At 54.6% G+C, this 16,040-nt stretch carries 11 protein-coding genes; 5 read left to right on the top strand and 6 right to left on the bottom strand.

Translation table 11 applies throughout. The features are described 5' to 3' along the window. Window positions 1-65: 65 nt before the first annotated feature. Complete coding sequence (gene ebgR, locus M2403_RS21340) at window positions 66-1,046, bottom strand: transcriptional regulator EbgR (protein ID WP_208950070.1); 981 nt, start codon at window positions 1,044-1,046, stop codon at window positions 66-68. A gap of 220 nt (window positions 1,047-1,266) precedes the next feature. Between ebgR and ygjJ the strand changes: the two genes are divergently transcribed. Both ygjJ and ygjK read left to right on the top strand, forming a co-directional pair. Next, window positions 1,267-2,349 carry a protein YgjJ gene (gene ygjJ, locus M2403_RS21335; RefSeq protein ID WP_152327614.1) on the top strand — a complete coding sequence of 361 codons (1,083 nt, stop codon included), beginning with the start codon at window positions 1,267-1,269 and terminating at the stop codon, window positions 2,347-2,349. Beyond that, complete coding sequence (gene ygjK / locus M2403_RS21330) at window positions 2,349-4,730, top strand: alpha-glucosidase (RefSeq protein ID WP_259230863.1); 2,382 nt, start codon at window positions 2,349-2,351, stop codon at window positions 4,728-4,730. The genes ygjJ and ygjK overlap by 1 nt, the downstream gene beginning before the upstream one ends. Before the next feature lie 59 nt (window positions 4,731-4,789). Here the strand turns inward: ygjK and cytX are convergent, their stop codons facing one another. Together cytX and M2403_RS21320 are read right to left on the bottom strand one after the other, a co-directional pair. Next, window positions 4,790-6,043, bottom strand: a complete 1,254-nt coding sequence (gene cytX, locus M2403_RS21325) for a putative hydroxymethylpyrimidine transporter CytX (RefSeq protein ID WP_259230861.1) — start codon at window positions 6,041-6,043, stop codon at window positions 4,790-4,792. Window positions 6,044-6,174: 131 nt separating this feature from the next. Then, window positions 6,175-6,831, bottom strand: coding sequence for a Qnr family pentapeptide repeat protein (locus tag M2403_RS21320; RefSeq protein ID WP_152327611.1), 657 nt, complete (start codon window positions 6,829-6,831; stop codon window positions 6,175-6,177). Between the two features lie 187 nt (window positions 6,832-7,018). Here M2403_RS21320 and dcp point away from each other — a divergent pair, with 187 nt between their 5' ends. Further along, a complete protein-coding gene (dcp, locus tag M2403_RS21315; protein ID WP_259230858.1) occupies window positions 7,019-9,172 on the top strand; it encodes a peptidyl-dipeptidase Dcp in 2,154 nt (717 codons plus the stop codon). A gap of 47 nt (window positions 9,173-9,219) precedes the next feature. On the opposite strand, the gene M2403_RS21310 is transcribed toward dcp, so the two are convergent. Next, window positions 9,220-10,419: an MFS transporter gene (locus tag M2403_RS21310; protein ID WP_259230856.1), complete on the bottom strand. Its 1,200-nt coding sequence runs from the start codon at window positions 10,417-10,419 to the stop codon at window positions 9,220-9,222. A gap of 132 nt (window positions 10,420-10,551) precedes the next feature. Next, window positions 10,552-11,241, bottom strand: a complete 690-nt coding sequence (locus tag M2403_RS21305; RefSeq protein ID WP_152327609.1) for a TetR/AcrR family transcriptional regulator — start codon at window positions 11,239-11,241, stop codon at window positions 10,552-10,554. 84 nt (window positions 11,242-11,325) lie between these two features. Here M2403_RS21305 and M2403_RS21300 point away from each other — a divergent pair, with 84 nt between their 5' ends. Together M2403_RS21300 and M2403_RS21295 are read left to right on the top strand one after the other, a co-directional pair. Then, window positions 11,326-12,825: an MDR family MFS transporter gene (locus M2403_RS21300; protein WP_152327608.1), complete on the top strand. Its 1,500-nt coding sequence runs from the start codon at window positions 11,326-11,328 to the stop codon at window positions 12,823-12,825. A 103-nt stretch (window positions 12,826-12,928) separates the two neighbouring features. After that, the gene (locus M2403_RS21295; protein WP_259230852.1) at window positions 12,929-14,761 is read left to right on the top strand and encodes an ABC transporter ATP-binding protein; all 1,833 of its coding nucleotides are present in this window, start codon (window positions 12,929-12,931) and stop codon (window positions 14,759-14,761) included. 7 nt (window positions 14,762-14,768) lie between these two features. Here the strand turns inward: M2403_RS21295 and M2403_RS21290 are convergent, their stop codons facing one another. After that, the gene (locus tag M2403_RS21290; RefSeq protein WP_259230850.1) at window positions 14,769-15,896 is read right to left on the bottom strand and encodes a GNAT family N-acetyltransferase; all 1,128 of its coding nucleotides are present in this window, start codon (window positions 15,894-15,896) and stop codon (window positions 14,769-14,771) included. Window positions 15,897-16,040: the final 144 nt, after the last annotated feature.

The following is a 16,040-nucleotide window of genomic DNA, read 5'->3' as shown; positions in this document are numbered from 1 at the left end:
ATACGCAGAAGGATCATGCAGTTAATTTTCACTGCGACTGATGATCCTTTTTAAGGCCGGGGACTCTAGCGACGGGTGGTGTCGCGCAGCTGGAGAGAGCTGGGCACAAACACGGCAAGCGGGACGTTGCGTTCATCACGCAGACGTTCGGTCAGCAGGTTAACGGCCTGCGCGCCCATAGTTTCGGAATGAATACGAACTGTTGATAAAGAAGGAAAAACAAAACGCGCGGTCGGGATGTCGTTGACGCTGATCAGCGCGATTTGCTGCGGGATTTTCACGCCGTGTTCCAGCAGCGCGCGGGTAACGCCCAACGCTATGGTGTCGGTGGCGATCAGCAGCGCCGGAGGAAACGGCGTATTCTCCTGCAACATTTTCTTCGCGCACTGGTAGCCGGACTGGCTGGTGAAATCGCCGTAGTAAATATCCTGCGGCTGCACGACGTTTTTCAGGCGGCCATATTCTACAAAAGCCTGTTCCCGCTGGTCGGCAAATTCCGGGAGATCGCGCCCGCCGATAAAACCGATCCGTGAATAGCCCTGGTCAATAAAGAAGTCGATCACTTTCTGGCTGATCTTAAAGAGATCGACGTTCACGCAGTCAAACTGTGCGTCTTCCATCACGCCATCAATGAAAACCACCGGGCTGGATTGCTGACTGAGCTGGGTGTGCAGCGCCGTTTGCGGCTGGCCGATAACCAGAAAACCGTCGGCGGCAGGCAGTGGTTTATCGCCGGTGAAGTCATAGCCGGAAATCAGGGTGATGCCGAGTTTTTCGCACTGTGTTTCAATGCCATAGCGCATGGAAAGGTAGTAAGGATCGTCGATTTCCAGCCCCTGCCGGTAGGTGAAAAGCGCGGCGAAGGTCATCCGGTGCGTGGCGTTACGTTTGGACGGCGACAGTTTATATTCCAGGCGTTCTGCCGCTTCTAAAATCTTCTGCCGGGTTTGCGCTTTCACGCTCAGGCTCGGGTCGTCATTTAGCACACGTGAAACCGTCGCAACGGATACGTTCGCGGCCTCAGCGATTTCCTTCAAAGTAGCCATCAGCGTCTCATAATCAGGTAAACCAAAGCCGTAGCTTAATGTGATCAGCGGCTTATGTACACCAGCCCCGGATGCGTAAGCCCCAAAATCTCAATGTGACAGGGTTAACGCTTTACCGATATTTAAGTATGATTTAGTAAAATATTTACTAGACTGCGTTTTTACTTTTTAGCTCAGTTCCTCTGAATTCTAAATACTCACCTTAAGTGAAGCGCATACCATGAAGAAAATATCATTCCACAAAATGTTCATGATTTTATTATTCGCCTCGCCAATGAGTTCATGGGCGCAGGAATCTGTCGTGCCCGCTGAACATAATGTTTTACCGCCTCCGGAAATAACACCACAAAGCGCCAATAACACTGCCTACCGATTTTATGGCGAAATGGGCGGCGGTGGCAGCGTATATTTGAACGGTAAAGACCAGCATAAATACAGCGACGGCACCTATATCGAAGGCGGTCTGGAAATAAAACACGGCAACTGGTTCGGGCTTATTTATGGCGAAGGCTGGACGGTGCAGGCCGATCATCACGGAAACGCCTGGGTGCCGGACCACAGCTGGGGCGGATTTGAAGGCGGTCTGAACCGTTTTTATGGCGGTTACCGCACGGATAACGGCACCGAAATGATCCTCAGTATGCGCAACGATTCTTCGCTGGACGACCTGCAATGGTGGGGCGATTTCACGCCGGAATACGGTTACGTGATCCCCAATACGCGCGATTTGACGCAGGCGGCAAAAATCCAGAATCTCACCGGAAAATTCCGCTACAGCGTGACTGCCGCCCCGGAAAGCCGCGTGAATGAAAGTACCGCGTTGCTGCATTTCGGAAAATATGACCGCTATTCAGATAAATACACATACCGCGCGATGGTCAACGGCTATACGCAATATGACCTGACGGAAGGGCTGACGCTGCTCAACGGCCTCGAACTTACCGACGGCACCGGGCAATTATTTCTCGCCGGATTGCAGGGCAAAAACCTGGCCGGGCGCGTCTGGCATCACACCGGAAAAGGCGACGGCAATCATCCGGGGAGCGAATCGGGCGTGATGGTCAGCGCCATGGTTGAAGCGGTATCCGGCCTCTATTTCTCCACCGCCTACAGTTACGCCGAACACCATTTAGATAACGCATCGGACACCACGACATCCTACGCACAAGCCGGTATCTGGTACGAATATTACGGTGGCCGGTTCGCCACGGCGCTGGACAGTAAATTCTATATGAGCAACGACAATACCGGTGCCAGCAATTCCATATTTCTGATGCAATATTTCTATTGGGGAAAATCATAATGAAAACCGTCAGCAAGATTAAACCTGTTGCTTTATTTATTGCCGCAACATTATTTATTTCCGGCAACGTTTTGGCCGAAAACGCGAATACCCTGCGCGCCGGTGAATATAAAAATGTGATTAACCGCACCGGTGCGCCGCAATATATGCTCGATTATGATTTCGACGAGCATCAGCGTTTTAATCCTTTATTTGATGACGGTGCGTGGCACGGGCATTTATTACCGGCCAGCGCGGAAGCGGCTGGCGGATTCCCCGGTCCGGCGCTGCTGACGGAAGAGTACATCAACTTTATGGCTGATAATTTTGACCGCCTGACACTCTTAAAAGACGGCAAAAAAGTCGCGCTGAGCATGACCGCTTACAGCATTCCCGGCGCATTAATTCAGACGCTGACCGCGCCCGGAATCCATGTCGTTCTGACGCTGCGGTTTGTCACTAACCGCACCTCGCTGCTGGAAACCAAAATCACCACCGAAACGCCGCTGGAGCTGGTCTGGGATGGCGAGCTGCTGGAAAAACTTCATGCTCAGGAAGGAAAACCGCAGTCGGATAAAACCATCGAACAGGAGTACCCGGGTTATACCCGAAAAATCATCCCGACCGCCGATGGCCTGAAAGTGACTTTCGGCAAGGTGCGTGCGGCTTCCAGCCTGATGACGTCCGGTGAGTCGGAATATCAGATCCATAAATCGCTGCCGGCGCAGACTATCGCGCAAGGCCATCAGTTTACCGCGAAGGCCAAAATCGCCGGTTCCACCACGATTTACACTACCTATTCGCATTTGCTGACTGCCGCCGAAGTACAGCGGGAACAGCCGAAAATCGCCGACATTCTGGCACATCCGCAAACCTATCTCGCTGCCTCGGAGAAGCGCTGGGAAGGTTATCTCAATAAAGGGCTGACCAATCCTCACGCGACGGCGGCGCAGGAGCGCGTGGCGGTGAAAGCGATCGAAACCCTGAACGGCAACTGGCGCGGTGCGGCGGGTGCGATGAAATTTGATTCCGTGACGCCTTCGGTCACGGGGCGCTGGTTCTCCGGTAATCAGACCTGGCCGTGGGACACCTGGAAACAGGCGTATGCGATGGCGCATTTCAATCCTGAGGTGGCGAAAAACAATATTCGCGCGGTGTTTGCCTTTCAGACCCAGCCCGGCGACCCGGTTCGTCCGTGGGATGCCGGTTTTGTGCCTGACCTGATTGCCTACAACCCGGGCCCCGAACGTGGCGGCGACGGTACCAACTGGAATGAGCGCAACACCAAGCCGAGTCTGGCGGCATGGTCGGTGATGGGGGTCTATAAAACGACCGGCGATAAACAGTGGCTGGCAGAAATGTACCCGAAACTGGTCGCTTATCACGACTGGTGGCTGCGCAACCGCGATCACAACCACAACGGCGTGCCGGAATACGGCGCAACGCGCGATAAAGCGCACAATACCGCTGACGGGAAAATGCTGTTTACCGTCAGGGAAGGGCAGAAAGAGCAGACCGAATCCGGCCTGGAAAGCTACGACCGCGTGGTGAAATCCGGCAAATACGACAGTATCGAAATCCCCGCGCAGGTTGCCGCTTCCTGGGAGTCAGGCCGTGACGATGCGGCGGCTTTCGGTTTTATCGATGCGGATCAGCTGGCGAAATACATTAAAAATGGCGGTAAAAAGCAGGACTGGCAGGTTAAATTCGCCGAAAATCGTTCGGATGACGGAACGTTGCTGGGATATTCCCTGCTGCAAGAGTCGGTCGATGAAGCCAGCTACATGTTCAGCGACAACAAGTACCTGGCTGAAATGGCTGACATCCTGGGTAAGAAAACCGACGCTCAAGACTTCCGCACAAAAGCCAGCAAACTGGCGGATTACATAAATACCTGCATGTTCGATGACCACAGCGGCTTCTTTTACGATATACGGATTGAAGACAAGCCGCTGTCCAACGGCTGTGCCGGCAAACCCATCGCCGAACGCGGTAAAGGGCCTGAAGGCTGGTCACCGTTGTTTAACGGCGCGGCGACGCAGGCACACGCCGACGCCGTGGTGAAAGTGATGAAAGATGTGCGCGAATTTAACACCTATGTGCCGCTCGGCACCGCCGCACTGACTAATCCTGCGTTCGGCGCTGATATTTACTGGCGCGGCCGCGTCTGGGTTGACCAGCTGTATTTCGGTCTGAAAGGCATGGAGCAATACGGCTATCGCAATGACGCCATTACCATGGCGCAGGCCTTTTTCGATCACGCCGACGGGCTGATGACTGACGGCCCGATCCGCGAAAACTACAATCCGCTTAACGGCCAGCAGCAGGGTGCACCCAATTTCTCATGGAGCGCAGCGCATCTTTATATGCTGTACAACGATTTTTTCGGGCAGAGGAAATGAGTGAGTAAGGGCTGAATTTCAGGCACAAAAAAACCGCCCTCAGGGGCGGTTTTCTTAGTTCAGCTTTTACGCCCCAATCCCCAGCACACCAGCCCTGCCACCAGCAGCGACGGAATAGTCGCCCCCACGTCAGGCAGCAGATTGGCCATCAGATGATAGACCGCGATACCCGTAAACCAGGCCGCGACAGAACGCAGGTTCAGGTTTTCTTTGGTCTGACGGCGCAGAACAAAATGATGTGTCAGCACCACGCCGAACAACGGCGCAAAGACCGAACCGATCAGCAGCAGGAAGTTTTCGTATTGCGTCAGCGGCACCGACCAGGCAATCAGCGTACACAACAGGCCGATGCCAAGCGTCAGCTTACCGATTCCGACGGGTACGGAAGTACCCGCAGAAACCGCCGCCGAGTGAATATCGGCAAAGGCATTTTCATGCTCATCCACCAGAATAAGCAGCAGGGGAATACCCAGCGCAACGCCAGAAAGTGCCAGCAGCAGCGCATTGGCATCGGTCGATGTGCTGACGAACGCCAGCGTGTACGCGACGCCGAGCGACATCATCCAGACGCTGCCGAGAAAATATCCACAGGCGGTTCCCCAGAAATTCTGTCGTGCAGATTTGCCGAAACGGGTGTAATCCGACACCAGCGGCAGCCACGAAAAGGCCATCGACACCACGATATCGCATGCCAGCGCGAACGGCATCGAACCATCTCCCGCTTTGTGCCAGAGCGTGGATAAATCCGCATGCAGGAACAAATAACCGGTAAGCCATGCGCAACTCGCCAGCAATAACCAGATGCCCCAGCGCCGCAGCACCACGCGGATAAATGCCAGAGGTCCGCTTGCCGCCAGCAGCGTGGCGATTGCGCCAAAGATAAATGTCCAGAGTGTCGGATTGGCCCACAAACCGCCATCGCCCCACGCCCGTTTTGCCAGAAGAGTGGCCGCATCGCGCATGACGACGATTTCGAACGCCCCCCAGCCGATCAGCTGGATCAGATTGAACAGCACCGGCAACGCCACGCCGCGTTTGCCAAGGCTCAGTTTCAGAGACGCCATAGATGACATGCCCGTCTGGCCGCCAGTCACCCCGACCAGCGCCAGCAGCGCGACGCCAACGGCAGAACCCAGCACAATAGCCGCCAGCGATCCTGCCAGCCCGAGGCCGGGTGCCAGAATCGCACCGGCCTGCAACACCATCAGACCCATACCAAGCGAGAACCACAGCGAGAATAAATCGCTCCAGCCCAGAACCCGTGACTTTTCCGGCACAGACGCCTGAGGAGAGTAAATACTATTATCTTTCATGAGGTTAATTTAGTGGCTAATGCGAATGCCTGTTATAGCATATTGCGGTGAAATCCTGATGACGCACGGGCGAGAAGCGCACTTTTCGGTTTCCATAATGCGTATTTCAATCCCTGTCACTTGGAATACTCTCACGTCGAATGAATCACAATCACCCCGAGCTTCTCCAGCAAATGGCTTTGCTGCCAGTCATCGATTTTCACGCCGTCGACGTCAACTTTACGGAGGTTTAATTCGCCCAGATCAGAGTTTGTCAGGTCGCAGTGGGTGATGTTCACATTATTCCAGTCGAACTCGGTGAATTCGCCGCCGGACAGGTCGGCGCCGCTGAAGTTTGCGCCCTGCACATTTGCGCCGGTCCAGCGGTTTTCCCACAGCTCGCATTTCTCCAGAATGACTTTGCTGAAGTTGGCGTAGCTGAAGTTATTTTTGGTCATGAACGCGCTGCAAAACCAGGTACGGGTAGTGATCATATTCATAAAGCTGGCGCCACTGAAATCTGCGCCTGTGGCTTTGCATTCGCGGATCTCCAGGCCGAGTGCCTGAATATTTTTGAAATCAGCCATTGTCAGATCGCAGTGTTTAAAACTGGCGTCCTGTAATTTTGCGTGCTGGAACGAGCAGCCGGTTTGTTCGTCGTCATCGTAAAACAGACAGTCAGTAAAAGCGGTTTCTGATAAATCGCAGCTGTCGAAATGGCAGCAGTAAAAGCGGCAGTTTTCCAGCGCTTCGCCGGTGAATTGTTTCACACCAAAACGCTGGCCGGTGAAAGTCTGGTCTTTAATCATGATGTTTTCCTGCCTTTTTTACGCGCTGAGAAGGGCAATATCCTGACAGAAAGATTCCCCTGAAAATATTTAAACCCCTTGTCATCACACGATTTCCTTACGCACTTCTTTTGCCGGATCGGCGACCGGGGTCTATTCTCAATGGCTTAACGGAGCAATTTCTCTTAATCAGATAAGGAAGACTGAAATGCGTTTGTCCTACCTCTTTTTGGCAACCAGTCTGGCCATGAGCCAGTTTGCAGGCGCTGCGCAGAGCGTGCAGCCCGCCACGCAGGAGCCCGTCATGAACCATGCCATCAGTAAAGATAATCCATTTCTGAAACCCAGCCCGCTGGAATATCAGGCACCACAATTTAATCTCTATAAAGACAGCGATTATGAGCCGGCCATCCTCGAAGGAATCCGCCAGAAACTGGCTGAAGTCGATAAAATTGCCAACGACTCTTCACCGCCGACATTCGAAAATACCTATGTTGCGCTGGAAAAATCCGGCGTCACGTTGCAGCGTGTTCAGAGCGTTTTCGGCGCGATGACTGGCGCGAATACCAACGATACGCTACAAAAAATTGATGAAGATACCTCGCCAAAACTGGCGGCGATGGACGACAGCATTCACCTCAACAGCAAATTGTTTGCCCGTCTGAAAACGGTGTATGACCAGCGCAATACGCTGAAACTGGATGCGGAATCGCAGCGTCTGATTGAAGTCACGTATAAAGATTTCGAGCTGGCAGGTGCGAATCTTTCGGATGCCGGTAAAGACAAACTCAAAGCGCTGAACCAGCAGGCGGCGACGCTCAGTACGCAATTTACCAATAAATTACTGGCGGCGACCAAAGCGGGCGGGCTGACGGTGAAAGACAAAGCGCAGCTTTCCGGGCTGAGCGAGGCCGAGCTTTCTGCGGCGGCGCAGGCGGCCAAAGACCGCAAGCTGGATAACGCCTGGCTACTGGTGCTGCAAAATACCACTCAGCAGCCGTTATTGCAGTCGCTGGATGACCGCGATACCCGCAAGGCGCTCTATGAAGCTTCCATTAATCGCGCCGAAAAGGGCGATGCGAATGACACCCGTGAGCTGATTGCGAAACTGGCAAAAGTGCGTGCGCAGCAGGCTCAGGTGCTGGGTTTCCCAAGCTATGCGGCGTGGAAGCTGGAAGATCAGATGGCGAAAACGCCGCAGGCCGCGCTGGATTTCATGCACAAAATCGTGCCGGCAGCGACCGCCCGCGCTGAGCGTGAGGCGAAAGATATTCAGTCAGAAATCGATAAACAAAAGGGTGGATTCAGCGTTGCGGCCTGGGACTGGCAGTATTACGCCCAGCAGGTACGCAAAGAGAAATACGATCTCGACGATGCGCAGATCAAACCCTATTTCGAGCTGAATAATGTGCTGGAAAACGGCGTGTTTTATGCCGCGAATCTGCTGTACGGCATCACGTTTAAAGAGCGCAAAGACCTGCCGGTCTGGAACCCCGATGTGCGCGTTTTTGAAGTCTTCGATAAAGACGGTAAATCGATTGCGCTGTTTTACGCCGATTATTATCAGCGTGATAACAAAGGAGGCGGCGCGTGGATGAGTAATTTCGTCGATCAGTCCAAACTGCTCGGCACCAAACCGGTCATTTATAACGTCGCTAACTTCCAGAAACCGGCGGCGGGGCAACCGGCGTTGTTGTCGTGGGATGACGTGATCACGATGTTCCACGAGTTCGGTCATACGCTGCACGGGCTGTTTGCCGACCAGCAATATCCGAGCCTTTCCGGCACCGCAACGCCGCGCGATTTCGTCGAATTCCCGTCCCAGTTTAACGAGCACTGGGCGAGTGACCCGAAAGTGTTTACTCACTTCGCGAAGCATTATCAGACCGGCGAAGTCATGCCGCAGGCTTTGCAGGACAAAATCGAGAAAGCCAGCAAGTTTAATAAAGGTTATGACATGACTGAGCTGCTGGCCGCTGCACTTCTGGACATGCACTGGCACAGCCTGAGCGCTACGGAACCGCAGCAGGATGTGGATAAGTTCGAAGCCGAATCGCTGGCGAAAGACAAAGTGAATCTGGCGTATGTGCCGCCGCGCTACCGTTCCAGCTATTTCCAGCACATCTGGGGGAATGGTTATGCCGCCGGATATTATGCCTACCTGTGGACAGAAATGCTGGCCGATGATGCCTTTGCGGGCATTACGGAGCAGGGCGGGCTGACGCGTGAAAATGGTCAAAAATTCCGCGACCAGATCCTCTCGCGCGGTAACAGCGAAGACCTCGAAAAGCTCTATGAAACCTGGCGTGGCAAAGCACCGTCGATTGAGCCGATGCTGAAAAACCGCGGGCTGGAAGAGTAAGTTTCGGGATCCTTAAAGCCCTGACCGTGTAAACGTTCAGGGCTTTTTTATGCTGTCCGCGACGCCAGCCGGTGGCCCATCCAGAAGAACACCAGCCCGCCCGCCGAAGCGGCAATCAGCGCAATAAACATCACCGGCGGCGCGGCGTAACTGAGCAGGAATCCGCACATCACTGGGTTGATGGCGCCGCCAAGATTGCTCAGGTTTTGCATGCCGTAGTAGCTGCCTTTCATGTTTTCCGGCGCGATATAGTCGATAAACATGTATTCGACCGGAATAACGATCAGCTCGCCAAAGCTGAAAATCGCCATCGCGATGATCCAGAACAGCACGGATTGCCCGGCCGTCATGAAGCCAATCAGGCCGATGATGAAGAAAATAGTGCCGAGCAGCAGCCATTTCAGCAGGCTTTTTTGTTTCATCCGGCTGCTTAAAACGTACTGGAAGGCGATCACGATGACGGCGTTGGTGATCATCACGGCGCCGATAATTTTGTAGGCAAACGCCGCATTGGAAACCAGAATCAGATACTGCGACAGATAACCGGCGAACTGCCCGAACACTATCGACCCCAGCGTGCTGCCGAGTGTGAAGTAAATCAGGCGACGGTCGTGGGCGAGAATGCTCAGTGTCTGGCGCAGATTGGGTTTGGGCAGCGGTTTTTGTTCCAGCTCAGTTTGCGGTGGTTTTTGCGGGATATTACGCAGTCCCCAGGTCAGGGAAATCACGGTGCCCAGCGCCAGCATGCCGGAAATCACGAACGGCAGCATCGGGCTGAAACCCGCCAGCCAGACACCCAGCGAAGATCCCACCGCCCAGCCGACGTTCACCAGCGTGTAGTTCATCGAAAAGGCTTTAACCCGTTTTTCCACCGGCAACCAGCTGGCGATACAGGCTTTGAGCGTAATACTGAGCAGGGCGTAAGAGGCATTGAGCAACGCCAGAACCAGCAGAACGCCGGTCACATTGGGCAGAAACGGCAGCAGCAGAAAGCTCAAACCAAACAGGCTGACGGAAACGGTGATGAGCGTCCGGTGATTGAATTTATCCACCAGATAGCCGCCATAGAGACTGCTGAGAATACCGATCGCCAGACTGGCCCCGAGAATAATCCCTACGCTCTTCGGCAACAGATGATAGTGCTCAGTCAGATAAATAGTGATAAAAGGCAGCGTGACGCCGCGTCCGATAGTGAGTACTAACGAACTGGCAAGCAAAGCCAGGATCAGCGGCGGCATTCCCTTCATGTTTAACGGCATTCCCTGAGTAACAGCAACATTTTCGTTACATCATAAAGGAGTCTGCGCAGTATTTTTCATTACAAAAAAGAGGGATTTAAGAGAGTTGCGCGGCTATCCCGGTACTTGCAAGAATTTCGCTTACCGCTTCTGCGGCCCCAGCCCGTTAAAGAGCAGCAGGGAGACGTGCTGGCGCAGCATATCGGGAGAAATCAGCGAGCCGCCTTCTTTTCTCATTTTCATGGAAGCCATCGGGAACAGCGTCAGGCCGAACAATGAAATAAACAGCAGCGCCGGATTCAGGTCGGGGTTCAGACGTCCTTCTGCCTGCCAGCGTGTTATCGATTCATGAACGACTTTGCGGTTTTTGTCGCCATTACGTTCTTCCATACGCTTTTTCAGCATGCCACTTTCGCTGATCACTTCACGTACCCACAGTGGCGCCACCCACGGGTATTTTTCCGCGGCATCAATCATGCATTGCGCCATGTGCGTAATCGCCATCAGCGGATCGTCGGCGTGGGTTTCAAAAATATCGGTAAACCCGGCGCGCACCGGCTGAAAACGTTCGTCGATCATGACGTCCAGCAGCTGCTCGCGGGTATTAAAATAGTAATGCAGCATGGCGGTAGTCACGCCTGCTTCTTTGGCAATCTGGCTCAGCGGCGTTTCGGCGATACCGTATTGGGCAAACAGTTTCAGAGCGGCATCCAGCAGCAATTCCCGCTTGTCCGCACCTTTTTTGGCGCTGCGCGGACGGCCCGGACGGCGTGCTGGCGTTTGATCCTTTTGTGCGGTTCCTGTCGTTTCTGAGATTTTTCTGTCTGTCATAAGCGGTTTGATCCATTGACCGGATAGGGTGGATGCTTCAATATTAATTATACAGTTAATTAATTACAAGTCAGGAAGCTATTCATGACCACTATACATTCAGCGCAGAGTGATGTCGCAGAACAGAAGCCGTCGATAAAGCTGCTGTTCTCCGCACTGATGCTGGTAATGCTGCTGGCCGCGCTCGACCAGACGATTGTCTCCACCGCGCTGCCGACGATTGTGAGCGAGCTGGGCGGGCTGGATCAGCTTTCGTGGGTGGTGACGTCTTACCTGCTGGCGTCAACCATTGTCGTACCGCTGTACGGTAAATTCGGCGATCTGCTTGGCCGCAAAATCGTCCTGCAAACCGCGATTATTGTGTTCCTGCTCGGGTCGGTTTTGTGCGGACTGGCGCAGAACATGACGCAGCTGATCCTGATGCGCGCGCTTCAGGGGCTGGGCGGCGGCGGGCTGATGGTGGTCAGTATGGCCGCGGTCGGCGATGTGATCCCGCCTTCAGAACGCGGGAAATATCAGGGCCTTTTCGGCGGCGTATTCGGGCTGGCGACAGTCATCGGGCCGCTGATCGGTGGTTTTCTGGTGGAGCATATTTCGTGGCGCTGGATTTTCTACATCAACCTGCCGCTGGGTATTTTCGCGCTGCTGGTCATCGGCGTGGCGCTGAAATCGCAGACCGCGCGTATTCGCCATGAAATTGACTTCCTCGGCGCGGGTTATCTGGCGGCGGCGCTGACCTGCATTATTTTGTTCACCAGCGAAGGTGGCACGGTCTATCAGTGGTCGGATCCGCAGCTGTGGTGCATTCTGGCGTTCGGACTCGTTACGCTCGGCGGATTCATCTATGAAGAAACGCTGGCCGCAGAACCGATTATTCCGCTCGGGTTATTCCGCGACCGCACGTTCCTGCTGAGCTGCGCCATCAGCTTTATTATCGGGATGTCGCTGATGGGGTCGATGACCTTCCTGCCGCTGTATTTGCAGGTAGTAAAAGGCTCGTCACCGTCAGAAGCGGGCATGCAACTGTTGCCGCTGATGGGCGCGTTGCTGGTCAGTTCGATTGTCAGCGGACGACTGATCAGCCGCATCGGCCGTTATCGCATCTTCCCGATTATCGGTACCCTGCTGAGTTTCGCCGGCATGTTGTTACTGGCCCGTCTTAAAGTCAGCACGCCGGTGCATATGTTGTATCTCTACATCGGCGTGCTCGGTTTTGGTCTTGGGATGGTGATGCAGGTGCTGGTGCTGGCGGTACAAAACTCGGTATCGATGAAGCAGATGGGCGTGGCGACGTCCGGCGTCACGCTGTTCCGTTCAATCGGCGGCTCCATCGGAGTGGCGATGTTTGGCGCGATTTTCACCCACGTCCTGCGTGACCAGCTGATAGCGCGGATCCCGGAAGGCACTGTCCTTCCGCGTTCGATGGGCGCACAGGCGGTGCAGGAACTCCCGGCTGCCATCCGCGATGATTATTTGCAGGCTTTCGGCTCGGCGCTGCACTCGGTGTATCTGATTGCCGCCTGCGTGATGGTGCTGGCGTTCATTCTTTCTCTGCTGCAAAAAGATGCGGTGCTGAAGAAATAGGCCGCTACGTTATTGGTGAAATGCACTAAGCTTTCCCCTTTACGGCGTTGAAATGGCATGGGAAAGATCGACGTCGCCAGGGAAATTCCAGAGGGGGAATGCTATGCTTTTTCGCCGTTTCGAGCGAATGATCGACATTTTTCGGGAGGCACCGGGGGCTGAGCCGCCGGGTAAAGTCTGGCCTTTTTATCTTTATTATCTGCGTCAGGTCTGGCCGAGTTTTGCGGTATTGCTGGTCGTCGGGCTGGTGGCGTCACTGATTGAAGTGTCGCTGTTCAGCTATCTCAGCCAGATTATTGATCTCACCAAAGACACGCCGCCGGGCAGTTTTTTCTCTGACCATATGGGCGAACTGCTGTGGATGGCAGCGGTGGCGATGATCATGCGGCCGGTGTTTTTCGGGCTGAATGATTTGCTGGTTCATCAGACGCTGACGCCCGGCATGACCAGCATGATCCGCTGGCAGAATCACAAATACGTCCTCAGACAGAGCCTCAACTTTTTCCAGAGCGATTTTGCCGGGCGTATTGCCCAGCGCATCATGCAGACCGGCAGTTCGCTGCGCGATTCTGCGGTACAAATGGTCGATGCCATCTGGCACGTGGTGATTTACGCTGCCAGCGCATTGTTTCTGTTTGCGCAAGCCGACTGGCGTCTGATGATCCCGCTGATTATCTGGATTTTCTGTTACGCAATCTGCCTGTGGTATTTCGTTCCGCGCGTGAAGCAGCGTTCGGTTGAATCGTCCGAAGCCCGTTCGAAACTGATGGGCTGCATTGTGGACGGCTATACCAATATTTCGACGCTCAAACTGTTCGCGCATACCGATCTGGAGCAGCAGTACGCACGCGAAGCCATCACGGAACAAACCATTAAAACCCAGCTGGCTGGTCGCCTGTTAACCGGCATGGCATTTGCGATTACCACGCTTAACGGTCTGCTGATTGTTTCCAGCACCGGGCTGGCGCTGTGGCTGTGGACACAATCGCTGATCACCGTCGGGGCTATTGCCCTTGCGACGGGGCTGGTGATTCGTATCGTGAATATGTCCGGCTGGATTATGTGGGTGGTGAACGGCATTTTCGAGAATATCGGTACGGTGCAGGATGGCCTGCACACCATCGCGCAGCCGCTGACCGTCACGGATAAGCCGCAGGCTCCGGCGCTGAAAGTTGATCGGGGTGCGATCCGTTTTGATCACGTGAACTTCAACTATGGAAAAGGCAGCCCGGTGATCCGGGATCTGGATCTGGCGATCCGCCCCGGTGAGAAGATCGGCCTGATCGGGCCTTCCGGCGCGGGGAAATCCACGCTGGTGAACCTCTTGCTCCGGCTTTACGACATCGATGGCGGGCGGATTTTAATTGATGAGCAGAATATTGCCGATGTCACACAGGGCAGTCTGCGTGCGCAAATCGGTATGATCACGCAGGATACCTCGCTGCTGCACCGTTCGATTCGCGACAATCTGCTGTACGGCAGGCCGGGCGCGACGGATGAAGAATTGCAGCGGGCGATACATCAGGCGCGTGCCGATGAATTCATTCCGCAGCTTTATGATTCATTGGGGCGAACCGGGTTGGATGCGCACGTCGGGGAGCGCGGCGTGAAACTTTCCGGCGGGCAGCGTCAGCGTATCGCCATTGCCCGCGTGTTACTGAAAAATGCGCCGATCCTGATTATGGATGAAGCCACTTCTGCACTGGATTCAGAAGTGGAAGCGGCGATTCAGGAAAGCCTGGAAACGCTGATGGGCGGTAAAACGGTGATTGCGATTGCGCACCGGTTATCGACCATTGCCAAAATGGATCGTCTGGTGGTGCTGGAAAAAGGGCAGATTGTTGAGACGGGAAGCCACGCCGAGCTGCTGGCGCAGGGCGGTCTGTATGCCCGTTTGTGGCAGCATCAGACCGGTGGATTTGTCGGGATGGATTAATCTTTCTTTAAGACGTAGCGTGCCGGTAGGGCAGCACTTCACGGGCTTCATCGGCCCAGCGCTGCACGCCGGCACGCTCTTCCACCAGAAAATCTTCGACGGCGTCGCGCAGACCCGGATGCCGTAAATAGTGCCATGAGTCGGTGATCACCGGCTCAAACCCGCGCAGCAGTTTGTGTTCGCCCTGCGCGCCCGCATCGAACCGCGCCAGTCCGTGCGCAATCGCATATTCCATCCCCTGATAGAAACAGGTTTCGAAGTGCAGCCGGTCGAACTCCGCCAGACAGCCCCAGTAGCGGCCATAAAACGTATCGCCACTGATTAAGCTGAACGCCATCGCCACGTCGCGGCCATTTTGCTGCGCCATCACCACGCGGATCGCCTCCGGCATTCTTTCTGCCAGCAGGCTGAAAAAATCGCGGGTCAGGTAGGGTGACTGGCCACGGATATGATAGGTATTGCTGTAGCAGGCGTAGACGAAATCCCACTGCGCTTCAGTAACCTGTGCGCCTTCCCTCCAGATAAATTCGATACCCTGTGATGCCACCTGTTCGCGTTCTTTGCGAAACTGTTTACGCTTGCGCGACGTGAGCGCATCGAGGTAATCCTGAAAATCGCGATAACCGCGGTTATGCCAGTGATATTGCAATCCCTGCCGGTGTTGCCAGACGGGTTCAGCCCCGATTAACCGGTTAGCGCGCACGTCAGTAAAATTGATGTGCGCGCCGGTCAGGCCGTTTTCTTGCAGATAATCCGGTAATGCCTGTAACAGGCTGACCGCAGCAGACTCATCGCCCAGCAGCCGTGCGCCGGTCACCGGGCTGAACGGCACGGCGCCCAGCCATTTGGGGTAATACGCAATGCCCGAGCGCTGGCAGGCATCCGCCCAGCCCTGATCAAACACGTATTCTCCGTAAGAATGGCGTTTTCGATAGCCGGGAATGGCCGCCAGAATTTTGCCGTTTTCCTCCCACAGAAGATGTTCCGCACGCCAGCCGGAATTTGGCCCCAGGCTGCCACTGTCTTCGAGCGTGGATAAAAACGCATGGCTGAGGAAGGGTTGTTGCGCTGGCACCAGTGCATCCCACTGCGCGGCAGGCAAATCGGCCAGACGGTTTAACGGCGTAAGGGGCATCAGTTTTCTCACTCTGGTGAAAAGGGGGTGTCGCGTTCAGATTATAATGAGTGTTGATTTAGCGGGCGCTGATTTAGTGCTCTGGAAAGGATTATTTCAAATAACGAACGGGGTGATGCTTTGATTTATCATCCGGAATATTAC

It is taken from the genome of Rahnella sp. BIGb0603, from assembly GCF_024808755.1.
Classification (GTDB): Bacteria; Pseudomonadota; Gammaproteobacteria; order Enterobacterales; family Enterobacteriaceae; genus Rahnella; species Rahnella contaminans.
Note: the sequence above shows the minus strand (reverse complement) of the source record. Positions and strands in the feature narration are given on the sequence as shown.

What these genes read in the sequence shown, in the direction of transcription:
- ebgR (WP_208950070.1), bottom strand. Translation starts at nt 1,046, where the DNA reads ATGGCTACTTTGAAGGAAATCGCTGAGGCCGCGAACGTATCCGTTGCG.
- ygjJ (WP_152327614.1), top strand. Translation starts at nt 1,267, where the DNA reads ATGAAGAAAATATCATTCCACAAAATGTTCATGATTTTATTATTCGCC.
- ygjK (WP_259230863.1), top strand. Translation starts at nt 2,349, where the DNA reads ATGAAAACCGTCAGCAAGATTAAACCTGTTGCTTTATTTATTGCCGCA.
- cytX (WP_259230861.1), bottom strand. Translation starts at nt 6,043, where the DNA reads ATGAAAGATAATAGTATTTACTCTCCTCAGGCGTCTGTGCCGGAAAAG.
- M2403_RS21320 (WP_152327611.1), bottom strand. Translation starts at nt 6,831, where the DNA reads ATGATTAAAGACCAGACTTTCACCGGCCAGCGTTTTGGTGTGAAACAA.
- dcp (WP_259230858.1), top strand. Translation starts at nt 7,019, where the DNA reads ATGCGTTTGTCCTACCTCTTTTTGGCAACCAGTCTGGCCATGAGCCAG.
- M2403_RS21310 (WP_259230856.1), bottom strand. Translation starts at nt 10,419, where the DNA reads ATGAAGGGAATGCCGCCGCTGATCCTGGCTTTGCTTGCCAGTTCGTTA.
- M2403_RS21305 (WP_152327609.1), bottom strand. Translation starts at nt 11,241, where the DNA reads ATGACAGACAGAAAAATCTCAGAAACGACAGGAACCGCACAAAAGGAT.
- M2403_RS21300 (WP_152327608.1), top strand. Translation starts at nt 11,326, where the DNA reads ATGACCACTATACATTCAGCGCAGAGTGATGTCGCAGAACAGAAGCCG.
- M2403_RS21295 (WP_259230852.1), top strand. Translation starts at nt 12,929, where the DNA reads ATGCTTTTTCGCCGTTTCGAGCGAATGATCGACATTTTTCGGGAGGCA.
- M2403_RS21290 (WP_259230850.1), bottom strand. Translation starts at nt 15,896, where the DNA reads ATGCCCCTTACGCCGTTAAACCGTCTGGCCGATTTGCCTGCCGCGCAG.